Source organism: Geodermatophilus nigrescens, assembly GCF_900129495.1.
GTDB classification, from domain to species: Bacteria; Actinomycetota; Actinomycetes; order Mycobacteriales; family Geodermatophilaceae; genus Geodermatophilus; species Geodermatophilus nigrescens.
In genome coordinates, this window is the sequence record NZ_FQVX01000007.1 from 13,366 (window position 1) to 33,950 (window position 20,585).

The following is a 20,585-nucleotide window of genomic DNA, read 5'->3' on the forward strand; positions in this document are numbered from 1 at the left end:
AACAGCTACGGGACGTCGACGCTCACCTGCGTCGCCTTGACCGTCGCCACGGCGCGGACGCCGACCTCGAGGCCGAGCTCGTCGGCGGCCTCGCGGGACATGAGCGAGACCAGCCGGAACGGGCCGGCCTGGATCTCGACCTGGGCCATCACGGTGTCGCGGAGGACGCGGGTGACGATGCCGGCGAGCCGGTTGCGCGCCGAGGAGCCCCGGGTGGTGCCGGGCTCGGGCGCCTCGTGCAGCTCGGTCGCCAGGCGGGCGAGGTCGGCGCCGTCGACGTGCGCCGGCCCGCCGCCCTCGCGGGAGGCGGGGAGGCGGCCGCTGTCGATCCACCGGCGCACCGTGTCGTCGCTGACCCCGAGCAGCGCCGCGGCCTCGGCGATCCGGTAGCTCGCGCTCACGCCGGGCGACCCTAGTCGCCGGGCCGCCGTCCGCTGACCCGTCCCGCGGAGGGACGGGCACGCGGTGTGCACGCACCGCGCCCGGGGAGCCCGTGCGAGCGCGCTGCGTGCACAGGGCGCGGGCCGGACGGGCGCGCGGGGACGCCGCCACCCTCCCAGGGTCGGGCCACCTGCGTTCCGTTTGCCGATCACGGCGCCCGGGGAGTGGCAGCCGGTGTCACGCACCCCCAGCGAGAACCCCGCCGGCGGCTCGGCGTCCGTCCGCACCCGCCGGCTGCGCGAGAAGGCCCGCGACGTCCTCGGCTTCGAGGAGTTCCGGCCGGGCCAGGAGCGCGCCATGCAGGCGGTCCTCGCCGGGCGGGACACCCTGGCGGTGCTGCCGTCCGGCGCCGGCAAGAGCGCCGTCTACCAGGTCGCCGGGCAGCTCGTCGACGGCCCCGTGGTGATCGTCTCGCCGCTGATCGCCCTCCAGCGCGACCAGGTCGAGCGGCTCGCGGAGCTCGGCGAGCGGGCCGGCCGCGCCGCCCAGCTGAACTCCAGCCTGTCGGCCGGCGACCAGCGCGCCGCCCTCGAGGGCCTGGCGGACGGAACGGTCCGCTTCCTCTTCCTCGCGCCCGAGCAGCTGACCAAGCCCGAGGTCGTCGACGCGGTCCGCGACGCCGGCCCGGCGCTGTTCGTCGTCGACGAGGCGCACTGCGTCTCCGCGTGGGGCCACGACTTCCGGCCCGACTACCTGCGGCTCGGCCAGGTGGTCGAGCAGCTCGGCCACCCGACCGTGCTCGCGCTCACCGCCACCGCCGCGCCCCCGGTGCGCGCGGAGATCGTCGAGCGGCTGTCCATGCGCGACCCGGAGGTCGTCGTCGCCGGGTTCGACCGTCCCGAGATCCGCCTGGAGGTGGACCACCACGCCGACGCGCACGGCAAGCGCGCCGCCGTCCTCGACCGGGCCGCGGGCGAGGTCGAGGCCGGCCGCGGCCCGGGCATCGTCTACAGCGCCACCCGCAAGGGCACCGTCGACCTCGCCGACGCCCTCACCGAGCGCGGCCTGCGCGCCCGGCCGTACCACGCGGGCCTGAGGAAGAGCGAGCGCGAGGACACCCAGCGCGCGTGGATGGACGACGAGCTCGACGTCGTCGTCGCCACCACCGCCTTCGGCATGGGCATCGACAAGCCCGGCACCCGCTTCGTCGTGCACGCCGAGCCGGCGGACTCCGTCGACAGCTACTACCAGGAGATCGGCCGGGCCGGCCGCGACGGCGAGCCCGCCCTCGCGGTGCTCGTCTACCGCCAGGAGGACCTCGGCCTGCGCCGGTTCTTCGCCGCCGGCGCCCCCGCCGAGGAGGAGTTGCAGCAGGTCGCCGGCCTCGTCGCCGCGGCGCCGGCGGCCGGCCTCGACGACGGCGTCGACGTCAGGACGCTGCGCGAGGAGACCGGCCGCGGCGCCACCCCGCTGGCCCGGGACCTCAACCTGCTCGAGCAGGTGTCCGCCGTGGTCCTCGACGACGAGGGCGCCGCCCACCCCGCCGAGGGCGCCCCCGCCCCGGGGGACGCCGCGGCCGCCGCGCGCGAGCTCGCCGAGCACCACGAGCGCGTCGACCAGAGCCGCGTCGAGATGATGCGCGGTTACGCCGAGACCACCGAGTGCCGCCGCCAGTACCTGCTCGGCTACTTCGGCGAGCAGCTCGAGGAGCCGTGCGGCAACTGCGACACCTGCTCGGCCGGCACCTCGCACGAGCAGCACGTCGGCGACGACACCGACACGCCCTTCCCGCCCGAGACGCCGGTGACCCACACCGAGTGGGGGCCCGGCGTGGTCATGCGGGTGGAGGACGACCGCGTCGTCGTGCTGTTCGAGGAGGTCGGCTACAAGACCCTGGCGCTCAAGGCGGTCGAGGCCAACGACCTGCTGCAGGTCCGCGGCGCCTGACGGGGCGGCGGGGGCGGGCGGGGGCTCCTGCGCGAGCGCGGGGACCCGGGCATGCTGTGCGGCACGTCACACCTCGACCGGAAGAGGGAGCCCATGGCCTCGACCCCGCGGTCGCCGCTCGGCGACGAGGCGCTCGACCAGCTGCTCGCCCACGCCCGCCTGGAGCTCGGCCCGGACCGGCGCACGGCCGCCACCCCCGCCGTGACCATGGTCCTGGGGCTCTACGACAGCCTCGACGCGATCGCGGTGGGCGAGACCCCGCCGGCCACCGGCTTCGACGCGCGGTGGGAGTGAGGACGTGCAGCCCTTCGAGCTGAGCATCGCCGAGGCCGCCCGGCAGATCGAGCAGCGCGCGCTGTCCCCGGTCGAGCTGGTGCAGTCCGCGCTCGACCGCATCGCGGAGGTCGAGGACCGCCTGGGCGCCTTCGTCGTCGTGACCGCCGACGAGGCGCTCGAGGCCGCCCGCCGGGCGGAGCAGGAGATCCGCGACGGCGGACACCGCGGCCCGCTGCACGGCATCCCCGTGGGCATCAAGGACCTCTACGACGTGGCCGGCCTCCCGACCACGTCCAGCTCCGCGGTGCGCTCGGGGCACGTCGCCACGGAGGACTCCGCCTGCGTGGCCCGGCTCCGCGACGCCGGGGCGGTGGTGGTGGGCAAGACGCACACCCACGAGTTCGCCTACGGGGTGCTCACGCCGACCACCCGCAACCCCTGGGACACCGGGCGCGTGCCGGGCGGCTCCAGCGGCGGGTCCGGGGCCGCGGTGGCCGGCGGGGAGTGCCTGATGGGGATGGGCACCGACACCGGTGGCTCGATCCGCATCCCGGCGTCCGTGTGCGGCACCGTCGGCCTCAAGCCGACCTACGGCCGGGTGTCCCGCGCCGGGGTCACCTCGCTGTGCTGGTCGCTCGACCACGCCGGGCCGCTCACGCGCACCGTGCGCGACGCGGCCCTCACGCTGCAGGCGATCGCCGGGTTCGACGCCCGCGACCCGGGTTCGGCGAAGGAGCCGGTCCCCGACTTCACGGCCGGCCTCGACGCCGGTGTCGCCGGCCTGGTGCTCGGCGTCCCGGCCAACTACTTCTTCGACGACGTCGACCCCGAGGTGGAGGCGGCCGTCCGGGAGGCGATCGGCGTCCTCGAGGCCCGGGGGGCGCGGCTGCGGGAGGTGGAGATCCCCTACGCCGAGCAGATGATGGCCGTCGAGTTCGGGGTCCTCGTGCCCGAGGCCAGCGCCTACCACCAGGAGATGCTGCGGGAGTCCGGGGACCTCTACACCGACGACGTCCGGGTCTTCCTCGAGGCCGGCGAGACGGTGCTCGCCACGCAGTACATCAAGGCGCTGCGCGTCCGGACGCTGGTGCAGCAGGCCTTCCGCCGCGCGTTCGAGGGCATCGACGCGCTCGTGTGCCCGACCCTGCCCGCCGCGGCGGCCGCGGTGGGGCAGCAGACCTTCACCTTCCCCGGCGGCACGGAGAAGGCGGTCATCGACGCCTGGGTCGGGCACTCGGCCCCCGGCAACGTCACCGGCCTGCCGGCGCTGTCCGTCCCGTGCGGCTTCACCTCCGCCGGGCTCCCGATCGGGCTCCAGGTGATCGGCCGCCCGTTCGACGAGGCGGGCGTGCTCCGCGTGGGGCAGGCCTACGAGTCCGCGACCGACTGGGGCGCGCGGCGCCCCCCGCTGTAGGAGGACGCCGGCGCCCGGGACGTCAGCCGACCGGCAGCGCGCCCAGCGCCCGGCCGGCCTCGCGGGCGGCGCTCAGGGCCGCCACGTGCATCTCGGCGGCGGTGTCGGTGAACGCGTCCAGCGCCGGGTTGACGCCGACCAGCGTGAACTCGCGCTCGACGACGGTCAGGTCGGCGCCCCAGACGTCGGCCAGGATCCGCCGCAGGTAGGCGGTGGAGTGGTCCCAGCCCTCGCGCGGGGTGCCGGCGCCGTAGGCCCCGCCGCGGACGGTGGCCAGCACGGTGGGCGTGCCGGCCAGCAGCGGCGCGGAGCCGCCGGCGGCGCGCGGGTCGGCGATGACCAGGTCCATCCACGCCTTCACGTGCTGCGAGACGCCGAAGTTGTAGAGCGGGACCGCGAGCAGCACGGCGTCGGCGCCCGTGAGCTCGTCGACGAGCGCGGCGCTCAGCGCGACCGCGGCGCGCTGCTCGGGGCTGCGCAGCTCCTCCGGGGTCTGGGCGCCCGAGACGGCGGCGGCCCACGCGCCGGAGGGCAGCGGGTCGAGGCCGACGTGCCGGCGGACGACGTCGTCGCCGGGGTGGGACTGCCGCCACTCGGCCTCGACGACGTCGGCGATTTCGCGGCTGGCGGAGCCCTCGGGGCGGATGGTGGCGTCCAGGCGGAACAGGGTCACGGCGGTCTCCCAGGGAGGAGGTACGGGGGCGTCCCCGGGTGGCGGCGCTGCCGGCGGGGCTCCTCATACGTTCCGCCGTGAGATGTTCTGTGTCAAGAAGTTCTCAGGGCGGACGTGTCCTTGGCCGCCTCGGTACCGTGGAGGGCGTGACCGCGACCGAGGACGACGCGAGCCCCGCGTCCGTGCACTCGGCCCTGTCCGGCGACCTGACCTGGCTGGTGCAGCGCGTGGGCAGCGGCCTGGTCGGCGCGATGGACCACGTCGCCCGCGTGCACGGCGGCAGCCTGCGCAGCGTCGTCGTCCTGCGGCTGCTGGCCGCCTGCCCGCCGGCCACCCAGCTCGCGCTCGGCTCGTCCGCGGGCCTGGACAAGACGACGGTCACCTCCGCCCTCGACGCGCTCGAGCGCGCCGGCTGGGCGGTGCGCCGCCCGTCGGCGCACGACCGCCGCGTGCGGCTGGCCGAGATCACCGACGCCGGCCGCGAGTGGCTGGCCGCCGTCGAGCCCGAGCTCACCCGGGTCGAGGACGAGCTGCTCGCCGACCTCCCCGCCGCCGACCGCGAGCACCTCGTGCGCACCCTCCACCGGCTCGCCGCCGGCCGGTTCGCCAGCGCCGCGCCCCCCGCGGGGTCCTGCGTCTAGGTCGCCCGACCGGGCTCCCCCGGCCCGCTCGCCCTGCGGGACCGCCGCCGCGCGCCGAAGATCAGCCGCAGAGAGCCGGGCACGTCGCCCGGTGCGGGAGGAGAGCGCACGTGAAGGTCCTCGGCATCAACGCCATCTACCACGACCCCGCGGCGGCGCTCGTCGTCGACGGCAGGGTCGTGGCCGCGGCCGAGGAGGAGCGCTTCAGCCGGCGCAAGCACGGCAAGCGCCCGCTGCCCTGGAGCGCCTGGGAGCTGCCCGAGCTGTCAGCGGCGTGGTGCCTGAAGGAGGCCGGCATCCGCCCCGAGGAGCTCGACGCCGTCGCCTACTCCTTCGACCCCGCGCTCATGGGCACGCCGGAGGACTCCGGGCTGTTCGACGACGGCGACACGATGCGGAAGAAGTACGCCGAGATGGCGCCGGACTTCCTCGCGCACGCCCTCCCCGGCCTGGACCCCGCCAAGGTGCGCTTCGTCAAGCACCACGTCGCGCACGCCGCCTCGGCCGGCAAGGCCGCCCCGCAGCGCGACAACGCCGTCCTGGTGCTCGACGGCCGCGGCGAGGCGCACAGCCACCTCGCCGGCCGCTACGTCGACGGGCAGCTCGAGGTGCTGGCCGGGCAGTCGCTCCCCCACTCGCTGGGCCTCATGTACGAGGAGCTCACCGACCACCTGGGCTTCCTGCGCAGCTCCGACGAGTTCAAGGTCATGGCGATGGCCTCCTACGGCAAGCCGCGCTTCCTCGGCGAGCTGTCCGAGCTCATCCGCGCCACCGGCGACGGCGGCTTCCGCACCGAGCGGATCGACTTCTCCGAGTTCGCCCCCCGCCTCGGGCGGGACGAGCAGTGGACCGAGGACCACGCCGACCTCGCCGCCAGCGTGCAGACGCGGCTGGAGGAGGTGCTGGTCGACCTCGCCCGCTGGGTGCACGAGCAGACCGGCTCGACGACCCTCACGATGGCCGGCGGTACCGCGCTCAACTGCGTGGCCAACACCCGGATCCTCGCCGAGAGCCCGTTCGAGCACGTGTGGGTGCAGCCGGCCGCCGGTGACGCCGGCACCGCCCTCGGCGCCGCCCTGCACGTGGCCGCCGAGCTCGGCGAGCGCACCGAGCCGATGCCGGGCGCGGCCCTGGGCCGCGGCTGGAGCGACGACGAGATCGAGCGCTGGCTGCAGACCGCCGCCATCGACTACGAGCGGCCCGACGACGTCGCGGAGGCCGTGGCCGAGGTGCTCGCCGACAACGGGATCGTCGCCTGGTTCCAGGGCCGCAGCGAGTACGGCCCGCGGGCGCTCGGCCACCGCTCCCTGCTGGCCCACCCCGGCTTCGAGGCCAACCTCGAGCGGATGAACGACGTCAAGGGCCGCGAGCAGTTCCGCCCCGTGGCGCCCATGGTGCTGCTGGAGAAGGCGCCGGAGATCTTCAGCCGGGGCCCGATCCCCTCGCCGTACATGCTCTTCGTGCACGACGTCGCCCCCGAGTGGCGGGACCGCATCCCCACGGTCACCCACGTCGACGGCACGGCGCGCATCCAGACGATCGACCCGGACACCGAGCCGCTGGTGCACCGGATGATCGCCGCCTTCGAGCGGCGCACGGGCCTGCCGGTCGTCGTCAACACCAGCCTCAACACCGCCGGGCGCCCGATGGTCGACGACCCCCGGGACGCCCTCGAGTGCTTCGGCTCCGCGCCGGTGGACCTGCTGGCCATCGGCCCGTTCGTCGTCCGCCGGCCGGTGCGCACGCCCCGCCCCGAGTAGTCCCGAGCGGTCCCCGCGACGGTCCCGATCCGGTTCGCCCCTCCCCGGACGGGGGAGGGGCGAACCGGATCGGCATCGGCTGCGAACCCCGTGTGCACGCCGCCCCCGGCAACGATCCGGCATCGGCGGTCCCCCGAACGGGGGTCCGGCGTTCCGGGCCGCCCAGCGGGGGTAGCCACCCCAGGCGCCCGCCGCGACGGCGGGCGCACCACGGACACGGAGGAACGCACACGATGGCTACCACAGGCAACACCGGAGCCCGGCCGGGCATGACCTGGCCGCAGATGCTGGCACTGGCCTTCGGCGTCGTCTACCTGCTCGTCGGCATCGTCGGCTTCTTCATCACCGGCTTCGACGGGTTCGTCAGTAACCGCACGGCCGACGGCAACGACGACATGCTGCTCTTCTTCATGATCAACCCGCTGCACAACATCGTGCACATCGTCATCGGCCTGGCGGGCATCGTCCTGTCCCGCACGCTGGCCGGCGCCCGCACCTACGGCTGGCTGCTCGCGGTCGGCTACGGCGCGGCCTTCGTCTACGGCCTCATCGCCGCCGGCCAGGACTGGGACTTCCTGAACATCAACGCCGCCGACAACGTGCTGCACATCGCCACCGCCGTCATCGGCCTGGTGATCGCCCTCGGGCCCGTGAACAACACGGTCGCCCGCCCCACGCGCGCCTAGTCGGAGGGCCCTCCTGCCCCCCACCGCTCGCACGCTCGCGGCGGGACCCTGCAGGAGGGCCGTTGCAGCACCTCACCCGAGCCGGTCCCCCGTCCGCGGGGGGGCCGGCTCGGCTGCGTCCGGCCCCCGAGAGGACGCCGCAGGGGAGCCGCACCCCGGCGCGACGACCCGTCCGCCGCGGTCTACCTTCCGACGCATGGACTTCGCCCTCTCCGCCCGAGCCGAGGACGTCTGCGGCCGGATGTGGGACTTCATGCGTGAGCAGGTCTTCCCCGCCGAACCCGTCTACGACGCGTGGCGCGCCGAGCGCGGCCACGACGACCACGGTCACCCGCCGGTCCTCGAGGACCTCAAGAAGGAGGCCCGCTCCCGGGGCCTGTGGAACCTCTTCCACCACGAGCTCGCGGGGCTGACGAACCTCGAGTACGCGTCGGTCGCCGAGATCAGCGGCTGGTCGCCCACCATCGCGCCCGAGGCGATCAACTGCGGCGCCCCCGACACGGGCAACATGGAGACGCTGATGCTGTTCGGGACGCCCGAGCAGAAGCAGCGCTGGCTCGACCCGCTGCTGGAGGGCGAGATCCGCTCCGGCTTCGCCATGACCGAGCCCGACGTCGCCTCCTCCGACGCGCGCAACATCCAGACGTCGATCGTCCGTGACGGCGACGAGTACGTGATCAACGGCCGCAAGTGGTGGACCACCGGCGCCGCCGACGAGCGCTGCCAGATCTTCATCGTCATGGGCAAGACCGACCCCGACGGCCCGCCGCACCGGCAGCAGTCGATGGTGCTGGTGCCCCGCGACACCCCGGGCCTGGAGATCGTCCGGCACCTGCCGGTGTTCGGGTACCAGGACCAGCACGGCCACTCGGAGCTGCGCTTCACCGACGTCCGGGTGCCGGTCACCAACGTCCTGGCCGGCGAGGGCGACGGGTTCATGATCGCCCAGGCCCGGCTCGGCCCCGGCCGCATCCACCACTGCATGCGCGCCATCGGCATGGCCGAGCGGGCGCTGATGCTCATGGTCGAGCGGTCCAAGCAGCGGGTCGCGTTCGGCCGCCCGCTGGCCGACCAGGGCACCGTGCGCGACGCCATCGCGCGCTCGCGCATCGAGATCGACCAGGCCCGCCTGTACGTGCTCAAGACGGCGGACCTCATCGACCGCTTCGGCGCCAAGGGCGCGCGCACCGAGATCTCGGCGATCAAGGTGGCCGCGCCGCAGGTCGCGCTCGACGTCATCGACCGCGCCATCCAGGTGCACGGCGGCGCCGGCGTCAGCAACGACACGGTGCTCGCCCGCTTCTACGCCAGCGCCCGCACGCTGCGGATCGTCGACGGCCCCGACGCGGTGCACATCCGCGGCGTGGCCAAGGAGGAGCTCGCGCGCGAGCGCCCCTGGGTGGGCTAGGCCCCGCACGCGACGGGCCCGGCACCTCGCGGAGGTGCCGGGCCCGTCGTCGTCCGGCTAGATCTGCAGGTTGCCGCCGATCGCGCCGCCGGCGAGCTTGGCCTGCAGCGTCGAGCGGTCCAGGCCGGCCGCCTCGAGCGCGTCGGCGTGGGCGTCGGTGTCGATCTCGTCGGGCAGCTGCGCGTCGACGGCGTCGGCCCGGTCGTTGTCGCCCTCGGCCCGCAGCACCTTCACGAGCTCCTGCTTGCTCATCTTCACGCGCGTCTCCCGTCGTCGGACCCTGCGTCCCCCGGGAGTGTGGTGCCGGTCACGCGGCCGTCGCAAACGGGCGATCCGGTTCAGCGGGCGCGCGACCGCCGCAGCAGCACGGCGCCCGCGACCAGCAGTCCGGCGGCGAGGACGAGCTGACCCGCGCCCACGCCGGACCGGCCGCTGCCGAACCAGGTGACCGACGTCAGCAGCAGCACGGCGCCGATGCCGAGCACCAGCAGCGCCACGAGCCGCTCGCGCCCGGCCACCCGGCCGCCGTCCCGGCCGCCACCGTGGCCGCCACCGTGGCCGGCGCCGCGACCGTCACCGCGACCGTCACTGCCCCGCGGTGCCCCTGTCATGTCGCCTCCGCTCCGGCCGGGCACCCGCCGCGGCCTCCCCGAGCCAACCAGACGCCGCCACCGGCGTACGCGAGGTCTCGACAGGCAAGCGCTCACTTGCGTATGGTCCGGGCGTGGGCGACGTGTTCAAGGCCCTCGCCGACCCGACCCGCCGCGCGCTGCTCGACGAGCTGCAGGACCGGGACGGCCAGACGTTGTTCGAGCTGTGCACCCGGCTGCTGCACCGGGGTGTCTCCTCGTCGCGTCAGGCCGTCTCCCAGCACCTCGACGTGCTCGAGCAGGCGGGGCTGGTCCGGCGGCGGCGGGAGGGGCGCTACACCTTCCACTCCCTGGACACCTCGCCGCTGCGCGCCATCACCGAGCGATGGCGCATCGACCCCGAGGAGGGCCCGTGCGGATCACCCTGACCAGCGTCCTGGTCGACGACCAGGAGAAGGCGCTGCGCTTCTACACGGAGGTGCTGGGCTTCGTGAAGAAGACCGAGGTCCCCCTCGGTGAGCACCGCTGGCTGACCGTCGTCTCGCCGGACGCGCCCGACGGCGTCGAGCTGGTCCTGGAGCCCGGCGCCCACCCGGCGGTGCCCCCGTTCAAGGAGGCGCTGGTCGCCGACGGCATCCCGTTCACCTCGTTCACCGTCGACGACGTGCACGCCGAGGCCGAGCGGCTCCGCGCGCTCGGCGTCCGGTTCACCCAGGAGCCGCTGGCCATGGGCCCGGTGACCACCGCCGTCTTCGACGACACCTGCGGCAACCTGATCCAGATCGCGAGCGTGCCCGCGGCCTGAGCGGTCAGCCCCGCCGCGGCGCTCAGCCGCGGCGGGTGGGGGGCTCGCCGGCCGCGAGCGCGGCCTGGGCCTGGGCCGGGTCGTAGGCACAGGCGTCGGCGATGTCGGAGGCCGGTGCCGCGCCCTCGACCGGCTGCGGCGGCGACCCGTTGGGCACCTCGGCGCCCGAGGCGCTGGTGCCCGGGGCGGGCGCCGGCGCCGGGGTCGACGTCGCCGTGCCGGCGAGGGTGTCCTGGACGATCTGGCGCATCTTCGGGAAGTCGGGGTACGCCGGGTCGATCAGGCTGGTGTCGAACACGACGCTGCGCACCTCGGCGTCCTTGACCAGGAAGGCCAGGTCGACGAAGTCGTCCAGCGCCGAGCGCGGGATGTCGGTGCTGACGATGTCCTGCGTCGTCGCCGCCAGCTCCTGGTACTGCTCGAGCAGGGTGATCGGGTCGGCGGCGTCGATGATCGCGTCGATGGTGCAGCGCTGGCGGGCCATCCGGTCGTAGTCGGTGAGGCCGAACCGCCCGCGGGCGAAGTGCAGCGCCGTCTCGCCGTTCATCGTCTGGTCCGGCCCCGGCGCGATGTAGCCGTCGGGCAGGATGCCGAGCGTCGGCTCGCCGTTGATCGGCACGTAGTAGTTGACGTTGACGGTGATCCCGCCGAGCGCGTCGACCAGCCGGCTGAAGCCGTCGAGGTTGACCAGCACGAAGTAGTCGATGGGCAGGCCGAGGGCCTCGCCGACGCCGAGCTTGAGGAAGTCGGCGCCGGGGTCGTCGGTCGGGCCGAGGACGTCGGGGTGGTCGGCCGGGCCGTTGCGGTAGACGGCGTTGAGCAGGCTCTCGCTCTCGTTGCCGGACTCGAAGCCCTCCGGGTAGATCGCGGCCAGCGGGCTGTCGGCCGGGAAGGGCAGGTCCTCGAGGTTGCGGGGGAGGCTGAACAGCGTCGTCTCGCCGGTCTCGGTCTCGATGCTCGCGACGATGACCGTGTCGGTGCGCACGCCCTCCCGCCCCTCACCGCCGTCGCCGCCGAGGAGCAGCACGTTGACCCGCTCCTGGTCGCCGAAGGGATCCGGGGTGTCGACGACGGTGGCCGACTCGCGGTCCTCGGCGAAGACGCCCTCGAGCAGCCCGCGCTGGGCGGCGGCCACGGTGCCGACCCGGTAGGCCGGGTAGGCGACGGCCGCGACGAGCGCCGCGACGAGCAGCCCGCCGAGCAGGTGCCGGGGGCGGCTGCTGCGGCGCGGCAGCAGCGACCGGTAGCCGGTGACGATGACCGCGACCCAGGCGACGGCGAGCACGGCGATGCCGGCGATCAGCCAGACGAGCCCGGTGGAGTCCACGGCGAGCTGCACCGCGCTGCGCCGGCCCGCGGTGGCCAGCCAGACGGCCCCGCCGACGAGCAGCAGGGCGACGAGGAGCACGGCCGCGCCGGTGCGGCGCCGTCCCGAGGCCAGGAAGGCGGTGCCGGGGAGGGCGGCGTTGAGGGCCGTGAGCCCGAGGACGGAGGCCAGCGACCGGGACTCGCGACGCCCGTACCGCGCCGCGTGCCCGCTCGCGGTGGCGGAGCGGCCCGGGGGGACGGGCGGCAGCTCGGGGGCCTCACCGATCGGGCGGGTGAGGTCCTGGTCGTCGGTCACGCGCGCACCCGGGACGGGACGTGTCCGCTCTCCTGGGCTCGGCTCGTCCGGGTTCCGGTCACCCGGTCATGATCCCACTGCCTGGAGGCGGTCACGACGGTTCCGTACCCCGCGGACCGACCGCGCACCCGATCGGACGTGAGATGCGTCTCCCCAGGTCACAGGTGGTGTCCGGCCGGGGGCCGCCCGTGACGGTCACCGCCGGGGAGAGGGTGTCGGCGCCGTCTCCTAGGCTCGGGTGCCGTGCGACTGGCCACCTGGAACGTGAACTCGATCCGCACCCGCGTCGACCGGGTGGCCGCCTGGCTGCAGCGCCGCGACGTCGACGTCCTGGCGCTGCAGGAGACCAAGTGCCGCGACGACCAGTTCCCCGAGGAGCGGTTCCGCGAGCTCGGCTACGAGGTCGCGCACGTCGGCCACTCGCAGTGGAACGGCGTCGCCGTCGTGTCCCGGGTGGGACTGGCCGACGTCGAGGTCGGGTTCCCCGGCATGCCCACCTGGGCGGCCAAGGAGGGCGCCGAGCCCGCCGCCGAGGCGCGTGCCGTCGGCGCCACCTGCGACGGGGTGCGGGTGTGGAGCCTCTACGTGCCCAACGGCCGCCAGCTCGGCGACCCGCACTACGACTACAAGCTCGAGTGGCTCTCGGCGCTGCGCACCGCGGCGGGCGGCTGGCTGGCCGCCGACCCCGCGGCGCAGGTGGCGCTGGTCGGCGACTGGAACATCGCCCCGCAGGACGACGACGTCTGGGACATGTCGGTGTTCTCGCACTCCACGCACGTCTCCGAGCCCGAGCGGGCCGCGTTCCGCGCCGTCGTCGAGACCGGCTACGCCGACGTCGTCCGCCCGCTGGCGCCCGGTCCCGGCGTCTACACGTACTGGGACTACACGCAGCTGCGCTTCCCGCGCCGCGAGGGCATGCGGATCGACTTCCAGCTCTGCTCCCCCGCGCTGGCCGGCCGGGTCACCGCCGCGCTCATCGACCGCGAGGAGCGCAAGGGCAAGGGCGCCAGCGACCACGCGCCGGTGGTCGTCGAGCTGTCCGACCAGTAGGTCGGCCGACCGTCGGGCGAGCTGCCCCGGCTCGGGCCGATCTCCCGGAGTGGCGGTGAGGCGCGACGTCGCCGGTTTACTCTGTAAACTGCTTCCGTGTGCGGCGGGGGTGACGCGGCGACCGACGTGGTCCGGCTCCGCGAGGAGCTCGCCGCGGCCGTCTCGCGCGCGGACGACCTCGAACGGGCCCTCCTGAGCAACCGCCGGATCGCGATGGCCGTGGGCATCGTCATGAGCCGGTACCGCGTCCACGAGGACGAGGCCTTCACCCGCCTGCGCCAGGTCAGCCAGCGGAGCAACGTCAAGCTGCGCGACGTGGCGGACCAGGTCGTCTACACCGGGGACCTGCCGGTCGTCCCCGCACCCCGGGACGGGTCCCGGGAGCCCCGGTAGCCCGTCGGGGAGCGGGTGCCCGTGGCACGACGGCCGGTCACCCCGCGGCGGGCACGGCCCCGGCGGCCCGCGGCGCGGGTGTCCCGGCGGCCTCCGGCGCCGGGGGCGGCGACGTCGTCACCGACGCCTCGTAGCACCACCACACCCGGCCCCGGGTGTCGCGCTCGCGCCGGGGCGCGGACACCAGCAGCCCCGCCCAGTCCGGCTCGCCGCCGTCGCCGGCGTCCGCCAGGCAGCGGTCCAGCTGGTCGCGCAGCGCTCCCGCCGCCCGTCGCCCGTGCCTGCGCCGCAGTGCCGTCACCGCCCAGTGAGTCGCCATGGCGCACAGGGTGGGGCCGGGCGGTGTGGCCGTCGTCACCCCGAGGGGTCAGACGCCGGGATCGGGCAGGCGCTCCACCGTCGCCGCGTGCCGGCGGGCGAGCTCCTGGTAGATCGACGGGTTGCCGTCGACCCACACCGCGGCGCCCTCGGTGAGCGGGCCGCGCACCTTCGCGGGAGCACCGAAGGCGAGCACCTCGTCGGGCACGACCATGCCCGGCGGCACGAGGCTGCCGGCGCCGATCAGCGACCGCCGTCCGATGCGGGCGCCGTCCTGCACGGTCGTCCCGTTGCCGATCAGCGCCTCGGCACCGATCACCGAGCCGTGGACGACGCACACGTGCCCGACGGTCGCGCCGGGGCCGACCTCGGTGACCGGGTCGTCGCCGCCGTGCAGCACGGAGTTGTCCTGCACGTTGGCGCCGGCGCGGACGACGATCGCGCCGAAGTCGGCGCGCAGCACCGCCCCGTACCAGATGGAGGCACCCGCCTCGACGACGACGTCGCCCACCAGCGTGGCCGTCGGCGCCACCCACGCGTCGGGGTGCACCTGCGGCGATCGGCCCTCGAAGGAGAACAGCGGCACGGTCGCGCAGCCTAACGGGCGGGCACCGGCCTCCTGTCCCCGCTGACCTGCGCGGACGTCTCCCCGGGCGGCCGGGACGGCGCTATCGTCCCGCCGTGCTGGTGGTGCGCGTCCTCGGCGGACTCGCACTGGAGCACGCCGGCGAGCCGCTGGAGCCGCCGGGGAGCCGCCGGGCCCGTGAGCTCCTGGCGCTGCTGGCCGTCACTCCCGGGCGCTGCTCCCGCGGGCTGCTGGCCGCGCGGATGTGGCCGGACGTCCCCGAGGCCGGCGCCCGGACCGGTCTGCGCGGCGCGCTCGCCGAGCTGCGGCGCGGGCTCGGGCCGCACGCCGCCGTGGTGCAGGCCGGCCGCGACGACGTGGGCCTCGACCCGGCCGCCGTCCGGGTCGACCTCCGCGGGTTCCGGGCCGCCGCGGACGCCGGGCGCTGGGCCGAGGCGCTGGCGTGGGACCGCGGCACGCTGCTGCCCGGGCTGGAGGCGGAGTGGGCCGAGGAGGTCCGCGCCGAGCACGCCCGGTCCCTGCTGCGGGTCCTGGCCGAGGCCGCGGCCGGTCACGAGGCGGCCGGGCGGCTACGGGAGGCCGCGGAGCTGGCCGCCCGCCGGGTGCGCGCGGACCCACTGTCGGAGCAGGCCGGCCGCGAGCTCGTCCGGCTGCTGGCCGCTGCCGGCGACCGGGCGGCCGCCCTGGACGCCGGCCGGGCGCTGGCCGAGCGGCTGCAGCGGGAGCTGGGTGTGCCGCCGGACCGCGAGACCGCGGCGCTGCTCGACGGCCTGCGCCGCGCGCGGGCGGCCCCGGCCGGTGACGACGCCGTCTCCGGGCCGACCGCCCCGGCGCTGGGCGACCTCGCGCCGGCGGAGTTCGTCGGGCGGGACGGGCCGCTGGCCGCCGTGCGCGCCGCCCGCCGCGCCCCGCTGCCGGCGATGGTGCTGGTGCGCGGGGAGGCCGGCATCGGCAAGACCGCGCTGGCCGCCGTCACCGCCCGCGAGGCCGTCGCCGAGGGCTGGACGGTGCTGCACGGCCGCTGCGACGAGGAGTCGATCGTCCCCTACTGCGCGTGGGTCGAGGCCCTCGGGCCGGTGGTCGACGGACTCGACGACCGCGCCGCCGCCCGGGTCGTCGACGACGGCGGGGGCGGGCTGGTGCGGCTGTTCCCGCGGCTGCGGCGGGGGCGGCAGGGACCGGAGGTCACCGAGGACGCCGACACCGAGCGCTGGCGGCTGTTCGAGGCCGTCGCCCGGTTGCTGGCCGGCCTGGCCGCCCGGGCGCCGGTGCTGCTGGTCCTGGAGGACGTCCACTGGGCCGACCGCTCCACCCTGCTGCTCCTGCGCCACGTGCTGCGCACCTCGCAGGAGACGGCCTGCGCCGTGCTGGTGACGGCCCGCCCGGAGGAGGCCGGCGAGGAGGCCCTGCTCCCGGCGCTGCTGACCCAGGAACGCCGGGAACGGCGGCTCACCGAGGTGGACCTCGCTGGGCTGAGCGAGACCGACGTCGGCCGGCTGGCCCGCCGGCACCGCGGCGGCAGCGACTGGTCGCGGTTCGTGCGGGCGCTGCACGCCGAGACCGAGGGCAACCCGTTCTTCGTGCGCGAGATCCTGCGCAACCTGCCGACCACGCCCGACAGCGCGCCGCTGCCGCCGGCCGGCGGGTTCGACGTGCCCGACGGCGTGCGGGAGCTGCTGCAGCGCCGGCTGCGGCGGCTGGACCCGGTGGCCCAGGACGTGCTGACGCTCGCCTCGGTCGTGGGCCGCGACGTCGACCTCGGGACCCTGGAGGCCGTCGGGACCTGGGCCCCGGACCACCTCGTCGACGCACTGGACGCCGCCACCGCGTCCGGCCTGCTGACCGAGCAGGGCATCGGCCGCTGGTCCTTCCCGCACGCGCTGGTCCGCTCCGCCCTCTCCGACGGGCTCTCGCGCACCCGGCGCGCCCGGCTGCACGCCCGCGTGGCCGACGCGCTGGAGCGACGCGGTGCGGCCGGTGCCGCCGAGATCGCCCACCACCTCCTCGGTGCCGGCGACCCCGCCTCGGTCGACCGCGCGGTCGGCTATGCCCGGCAGGCCGCCGCCGAGGCCGTGGCCCAGGCCGCCTACGCAGAGGCCGCCGCCGTGCTGCGGCGGACCGTCGACGCCGTCACCGCCGTCCTGGGCGCCGACCCGCACCGGCTCGGCCCCCTGCTGCTCGAACTGGGCGAGGCGCTGTCCCGCGCCGCCGACACCGCCGCGGCGCGGCAGACGTTCACCGAGGCCGCCGGGGCCGCCCGCGCCGTCGGCGACCCCGCCTGGCTCGGTACCGCGGCCCTCGGGCTCGCCGGCCCCTCCTGGCAGGGCTTCGGCACCGTCGACGCCGAGGTCATCGGCCTGCTGGAGGACGCCCTCGCCGTCGTCCCGCCCGACCGGCCGGCGCTGCGCGCGCGGCTGCAGGCGCGGCTGGCGGTGGCCCTGTCCTTCGCGCGCCGCCCCGAGCGCGTGCAGGAGCTCACCGCCGCGGCCCTCGACGCCGCCCGCGGCCTCGGCGAGGGCCCGGTGCTGGCCGCCGCCCTGGAGGCCCGCCTGTGGGCGACCTGGCACCCGTACGGGGTGGCCGAGCGGCTCGCGCTGGCCGACGAGCTGCTCGACGTCGCCCGGCGGGAGGACGCCCCCGAGACGGCCGCGGTCGCCCGGCGCTGGCGGGTGGTCGCACTGCTGGAGGCCGGGCGCATCGAGGAGGTGTGGCCGGAGACCGCCCGGCACGCCGAGGAGGCGGGCCGGCTGCGGATGCCCTACGAGCTGATGTACGTCGCCGTCTTCACGACGATGCGCGCGCTGCTGGAGGGCCGGCTCGCCGACGCGCAGGCGTCCGCCGAGCACGTGCGGACCTTCGCCGAGCTGCGCGGCGGCGCGGACGCGGTGCAGTTCGGCGGGGTCCACGCGCTGACGCTGGCCTCCCTGGCCGGCGGCCTCGCCGCGATGGCCGACCCACTGCTCGGCTTCGCCCGCGCCTACCCCGCGCTGCCGGCCTGGGGCGGCGCCGCCGCCTACGCGCTCGCCGTGGCCGGCCGGACGGACGAGGCGCAGGCGGAGGTCGACGCGCTGTGGCCGCCCGAGGAGCGGCTGCCCGTGGACGCCGTCCTGCTCCCCGGCCTCGTCTTCCTCGCGATGGCCGTCACGGCGCTCGGTGACCGCGAGCGGGCCGCGCACCTGTACCGGCTGCTGGAGCCGCTGGCCGGGCGCACCGTCGTCCTCGGGGCCGGCGGTGCCGTCTGGGGCACCACCGACGCCCGTCTCGCCGAGCTCGCCGAGACCGCCGGCCGCCCCGGCGCCGCGGCCGCCCACCGCGCCGCCGCCCGCGCGGCCCTGCGGGCCCTCGGCGCGGACCCGGAGCTGTTCGCACGCAGCGCGCACGCGGTCCCCACGGTGCACTGACGCGGGACGCACGCTGCCCGCACGCACGCCGAGCAGCCTCTGCTGCATGCCCGCCTCCGCCACCCTGCTGCTCTACGTGCTGTCGACCGCGGCGCTGCTCGCCGTCCCCGGCCCGTCGGTCGTCTACGTCGTCGCCCGGGCCGTCGAGCACGGCCGCGCGGCGGGCCTGGTGTCCGTCCTCGGCCTGGAGACCGGCGCCCTGCTGCACGTGCTGCTCGCCGCGGGTGGCGTGACCGCCGTCCTGGCCTCCTCCGAGTGGGCCTTCGCGGTGCTCAGGTACGGCGGCGCGGCCTACCTGCTGTGGCTGGGCCTGCGGCAGCTGCTGTCCCGCCGCCGCCCGGCCGGCGCCGGCCCCGCGGCCACCCCGGCGTCCCGCCGGCGGCTGTTCCGCGACGGCGTGCTGGTCGACCTGCTCAACCCGAAGACCGGGCTGTTCTTCCTGGCCTTCCTCCCGCAGTTCGTCGACCCGGCCGCCGGGCCGGTGGCACTCCAGGTGCTGGTCCTCGGCCTGCTCTTCGTGGTCATGGCGACGGCGACCGACAGCGCCTACGCGCTCACCGCGGCGGCGCTGCGGAACCGGGTCGCCCGGCCCGCGTCGGGGCGGCCGGTGCTGCAGCGGACCACCGCCGTCGTCTACTGCGGCCTGGGCGGGCTCGCCGCGGTCGTCTGACCGTGACCGTCGTCATGCCGGGCCGGGGCAGCGGGAACCCCGGCCCGGTGTTCTCCCTGGTGATGACCGCGCCAGCCCTCCTCACCGCGCCCGACACCGCCGCCGCGCCCGCCGTCCCCGCCCCGTCCCGCCTGTGGACGCCGAAGCGCGTCCTGGTCACCCGCTCGGCCGCCGAGCGCCCGCACGGGCAGCGCGTGCTGTCCCGGCTCGAGGCCGCCGGCGTCGACGCGATCGAGCTGCTCCCCGGCGACCGGCTCCCGTCGCTGCGCGGCGACGACGACCGCGCCGCGTTCATGGCCGCCAAGGACACGATGGCCCTCGTCGTCCCGCCGCCGTCCAAGCGCAAGCTGCAGCCGATCCCGCCGTCGGCGGACTTCCGCCTCGACCTGGCCGAGGGCTGCCCCGCGCACTGCCAGTACTGCTACCTCGCCGGCTCCCTGTCCGGTCCGCCGATCACCCGCGTGTGGGCCGACCTCGACGAGGTGCTCGAGGGCCTCGACGACCACGTCGGCCGGGGGACCGTCACCTCCGGCACGCTCGAGCGCGGCGGCGAGGGCACGACGTTCGAGGCGTCCTGCTACACCGACCCGCTGGCCATCGAGCACCTCACCGGCGGCCTGTCCCGCATGGTCGAGCACTTCGGCACGCACGCGTGGCCCGGCCCCGTGCAGCTGCGCGCCACGACCAAGTTCGACGACGTCGCGGGCCTGCTCGTCCTCCCCCACGGCGGCCGCACCCGGCTGCGCTTCTCGGTGAACGCCACGGCCGTCGACCGGCGCTTCGAGGGCGCGACGGCGAAGGTGCCCGCCCGGCTCGGCGCGCTCGCGGCGGTGGCCGCGGCCGGCTACCCGGTCGGCGTCACCATCGCGCCGATCATGCCGGTGGACGGCTGGCGCGAGCAGTACGCCGAGCTCCTCGACGGCATCGCCGCCGCCGTCCCGGCCGGCCACGACCTCACCGTCGAGTGCATCACCCACCGGTTCACGCCGGGCAGCAAGGAGACGCTGCTCGACTGGTACCCGCGCACCAAGCTCGACATGGACGAGTCCCGCCGCACCACCAAGCGGGGCAGGTTCGGCTCGGTCAAGCACGTCTACCCCAGGGAGACGATGGCCGAGCTGCGCGGCTGGTTCGAGCGCGAGGTCGCCGAGCGGCTGCCCGGCGCCCGCCTCCTCTACTGGACCTGAGCGCTCCGTAGCCTGGCCCCTCGTGCTCGTGCTCCTGCCCCCGTCGGAGACCAAGTCGCCCGACGGCGACGGCGCCCCGCTGGACCTGGCCGCGCTGTCCACGCCGGAGCTGACGCCGGTCCGCGAGCGGCTGGTCGGCGCGGTCGTCCGGCTGGCCGCCGACCCGCCCGCCGCCCGCGCCGCGCTCGGCCTCTCCCCTGCCCAGGACGTCGAGGTCGCGCGCAACGCGGCGCTGTGCACCAGCCCGACGAAGCCCGCGATCGAGCGCTACACCGGCGTCCTCTACGACGCCCTCGGCATCCGCACGCTCACCCGCGCGCAGCGGGCCCGCGCCGACCGGCGGCTGGCGGTCGGCTCGGCGCTGCTCGGGCTCGTCCGGGCCGGCGACGCCATCCCCGCGTACCGGCTGTCGGCGGGCTCCGCGCTGCCCGGGCTGCCCACCCTGCGCGCGCTGTGGCGGCCGGTGCTCGGCCCGGTGCTGGCGGCGAGCGGCGAGCTCGTCGTCGACCTGCGCAGCGGCGCCTACCAGGCGCTGGCCCCGGTGCCCGGCGCGGTGACCGTCGACGTCCTCAGCGAGCGGCCCGACGGCAGTCGCACCGTGGTCAGCCACGCGAACAAGGCGCACAAGGGCCGGGTGGCGCGGCTGCTGGCCACCACCACCGCCGAGCCGGACTCCGCCGTCCGGCTGCGGGCGCTGCTGCGCCGGGCCGGGTTGCACGTGGAACACGACGGCGGGACGGCGCTGACGCTGGTGCTGCCGCCCGCCTGAACGCGC

General features: G+C 76.1%; 22 protein-coding genes. 15 read left to right on the top strand and 7 right to left on the bottom strand.

All coding sequences use genetic code 11. The annotated features are described in order from the left end of the window. Positions 1-5: 5 nt before the first annotated feature. A complete protein-coding gene (locus tag BUE37_RS22320) occupies positions 6-401 on the bottom strand; it encodes a TOBE domain-containing protein (RefSeq protein WP_073422664.1) in 396 nt (131 codons plus the stop codon). A 214-nt stretch (positions 402-615) separates the two neighbouring features. Here BUE37_RS22320 and BUE37_RS22325 point away from each other — a divergent pair, with 214 nt between their 5' ends. The 3 genes from BUE37_RS22325 to BUE37_RS22335 all read left to right on the top strand — a co-directional run bounded on the left by BUE37_RS22325 (position 616) and on the right by BUE37_RS22335 (position 4,018). Beyond that, positions 616-2,328: a RecQ family ATP-dependent DNA helicase gene (locus tag BUE37_RS22325; RefSeq protein ID WP_073422665.1), complete on the top strand. Its 1,713-nt coding sequence runs from the start codon at positions 616-618 to the stop codon at positions 2,326-2,328. A 93-nt stretch (positions 2,329-2,421) separates the two neighbouring features. Continuing rightward, on the top strand, positions 2,422-2,622 hold the full coding sequence (locus tag BUE37_RS22330) for a hypothetical protein (protein WP_073422666.1): 201 nt from the start codon (positions 2,422-2,424) through the stop codon (positions 2,620-2,622). 4 nt (positions 2,623-2,626) lie between these two features. Then, a complete protein-coding gene (locus tag BUE37_RS22335) occupies positions 2,627-4,018 on the top strand; it encodes an Asp-tRNA(Asn)/Glu-tRNA(Gln) amidotransferase GatCAB subunit A (protein ID WP_073422667.1) in 1,392 nt (463 codons plus the stop codon). Positions 4,019-4,040: 22 nt separating this feature from the next. On the opposite strand, the gene BUE37_RS22340 is transcribed toward BUE37_RS22335, so the two are convergent. Further along, a complete protein-coding gene (locus BUE37_RS22340) occupies positions 4,041-4,691 on the bottom strand; it encodes an FMN-dependent NADH-azoreductase (protein WP_073422668.1) in 651 nt (216 codons plus the stop codon). 146 nt (positions 4,692-4,837) lie between these two features. On the opposite strand from BUE37_RS22340, the gene BUE37_RS22345 reads away from it, so the two are divergent. From BUE37_RS22345 to BUE37_RS22360, 4 genes are all read left to right on the top strand, one after another. Further along, positions 4,838-5,332 carry a MarR family winged helix-turn-helix transcriptional regulator gene (locus tag BUE37_RS22345; RefSeq protein ID WP_217651356.1) on the top strand — a complete coding sequence of 165 codons (495 nt, stop codon included), beginning with the start codon at positions 4,838-4,840 and terminating at the stop codon, positions 5,330-5,332. Between the two features lie 110 nt (positions 5,333-5,442). Next, positions 5,443-7,092, top strand: coding sequence for a carbamoyltransferase family protein (locus tag BUE37_RS22350; protein WP_073422669.1), 1,650 nt, complete (start codon positions 5,443-5,445; stop codon positions 7,090-7,092). Between the two features lie 269 nt (positions 7,093-7,361). Next, complete coding sequence (locus BUE37_RS22355; protein WP_245794884.1) at positions 7,362-7,778, top strand: DUF4383 domain-containing protein; 417 nt, start codon at positions 7,362-7,364, stop codon at positions 7,776-7,778. A gap of 196 nt (positions 7,779-7,974) precedes the next feature. Further along, positions 7,975-9,186: an acyl-CoA dehydrogenase family protein gene (locus BUE37_RS22360; RefSeq protein ID WP_073422671.1), complete on the top strand. Its 1,212-nt coding sequence runs from the start codon at positions 7,975-7,977 to the stop codon at positions 9,184-9,186. 57 nt (positions 9,187-9,243) lie between these two features. Here BUE37_RS22360 and BUE37_RS22365 read toward each other — a convergent pair whose 3' ends face one another. Continuing rightward, on the bottom strand, positions 9,244-9,438 hold the full coding sequence (locus BUE37_RS22365) for a hypothetical protein (RefSeq protein ID WP_245794889.1): 195 nt from the start codon (positions 9,436-9,438) through the stop codon (positions 9,244-9,246). Between the two features lie 86 nt (positions 9,439-9,524). After that, complete coding sequence (locus BUE37_RS22370) at positions 9,525-9,704, bottom strand: hypothetical protein (RefSeq protein WP_073422696.1); 180 nt, start codon at positions 9,702-9,704, stop codon at positions 9,525-9,527. Between the two features lie 206 nt (positions 9,705-9,910). On the opposite strand from BUE37_RS22370, the gene BUE37_RS22375 reads away from it, so the two are divergent. Further along, complete coding sequence (locus tag BUE37_RS22375; protein WP_073422673.1) at positions 9,911-10,204, top strand: ArsR/SmtB family transcription factor; 294 nt, start codon at positions 9,911-9,913, stop codon at positions 10,202-10,204. After that, a complete protein-coding gene (locus BUE37_RS22380; protein ID WP_073422674.1) occupies positions 10,189-10,581 on the top strand; it encodes a VOC family protein in 393 nt (130 codons plus the stop codon). The genes BUE37_RS22375 and BUE37_RS22380 overlap by 16 nt, the downstream gene beginning before the upstream one ends. Before the next feature lie 22 nt (positions 10,582-10,603). Here the strand turns inward: BUE37_RS22380 and BUE37_RS22385 are convergent, their stop codons facing one another. After that, positions 10,604-12,205, bottom strand: a complete 1,602-nt coding sequence (locus tag BUE37_RS22385) for an LCP family protein (protein WP_083629026.1) — start codon at positions 12,203-12,205, stop codon at positions 10,604-10,606. A 243-nt stretch (positions 12,206-12,448) separates the two neighbouring features. Between BUE37_RS22385 and BUE37_RS22390 the strand changes: the two genes are divergently transcribed. Both BUE37_RS22390 and BUE37_RS22395 read left to right on the top strand, forming a co-directional pair. After that, complete coding sequence (locus BUE37_RS22390) at positions 12,449-13,255, top strand: exodeoxyribonuclease III (protein ID WP_073422675.1); 807 nt, start codon at positions 12,449-12,451, stop codon at positions 13,253-13,255. A gap of 96 nt (positions 13,256-13,351) precedes the next feature. Further along, the gene (locus BUE37_RS22395; protein ID WP_073422676.1) at positions 13,352-13,648 is read left to right on the top strand and encodes an ANTAR domain-containing protein; all 297 of its coding nucleotides are present in this window, start codon (positions 13,352-13,354) and stop codon (positions 13,646-13,648) included. A 37-nt stretch (positions 13,649-13,685) separates the two neighbouring features. Here BUE37_RS22395 and BUE37_RS22400 read toward each other — a convergent pair whose 3' ends face one another. Together BUE37_RS22400 and BUE37_RS22405 are read right to left on the bottom strand one after the other, a co-directional pair. Beyond that, positions 13,686-13,967: a hypothetical protein gene (locus BUE37_RS22400; RefSeq protein ID WP_139253104.1), complete on the bottom strand. Its 282-nt coding sequence runs from the start codon at positions 13,965-13,967 to the stop codon at positions 13,686-13,688. A 48-nt stretch (positions 13,968-14,015) separates the two neighbouring features. Continuing rightward, on the bottom strand, positions 14,016-14,552 hold the full coding sequence (locus BUE37_RS22405; RefSeq protein WP_073422678.1) for a gamma carbonic anhydrase family protein: 537 nt from the start codon (positions 14,550-14,552) through the stop codon (positions 14,016-14,018). Positions 14,553-14,647: 95 nt separating this feature from the next. Between BUE37_RS22405 and BUE37_RS24900 the strand changes: the two genes are divergently transcribed. The 4 genes from BUE37_RS24900 to yaaA are packed head-to-tail and all read left to right on the top strand — an operon-like array spanning position 14,648 to position 20,579. After that, positions 14,648-17,953, top strand: coding sequence for an ATP-binding protein (locus tag BUE37_RS24900; protein ID WP_073422679.1), 3,306 nt, complete (start codon positions 14,648-14,650; stop codon positions 17,951-17,953). 46 nt (positions 17,954-17,999) lie between these two features. Next, the gene (locus BUE37_RS22415; RefSeq protein WP_073422680.1) at positions 18,000-18,623 is read left to right on the top strand and encodes a LysE family translocator; all 624 of its coding nucleotides are present in this window, start codon (positions 18,000-18,002) and stop codon (positions 18,621-18,623) included. Positions 18,624-18,625: 2 nt separating this feature from the next. Further along, complete coding sequence (locus BUE37_RS22420; RefSeq protein ID WP_245794885.1) at positions 18,626-19,810, top strand: SPL family radical SAM protein; 1,185 nt, start codon at positions 18,626-18,628, stop codon at positions 19,808-19,810. Positions 19,811-19,832: 22 nt separating this feature from the next. Beyond that, positions 19,833-20,579, top strand: a complete 747-nt coding sequence (yaaA, locus tag BUE37_RS22425) for a peroxide stress protein YaaA (RefSeq protein ID WP_073422681.1) — start codon at positions 19,833-19,835, stop codon at positions 20,577-20,579. Positions 20,580-20,585: the final 6 nt, after the last annotated feature.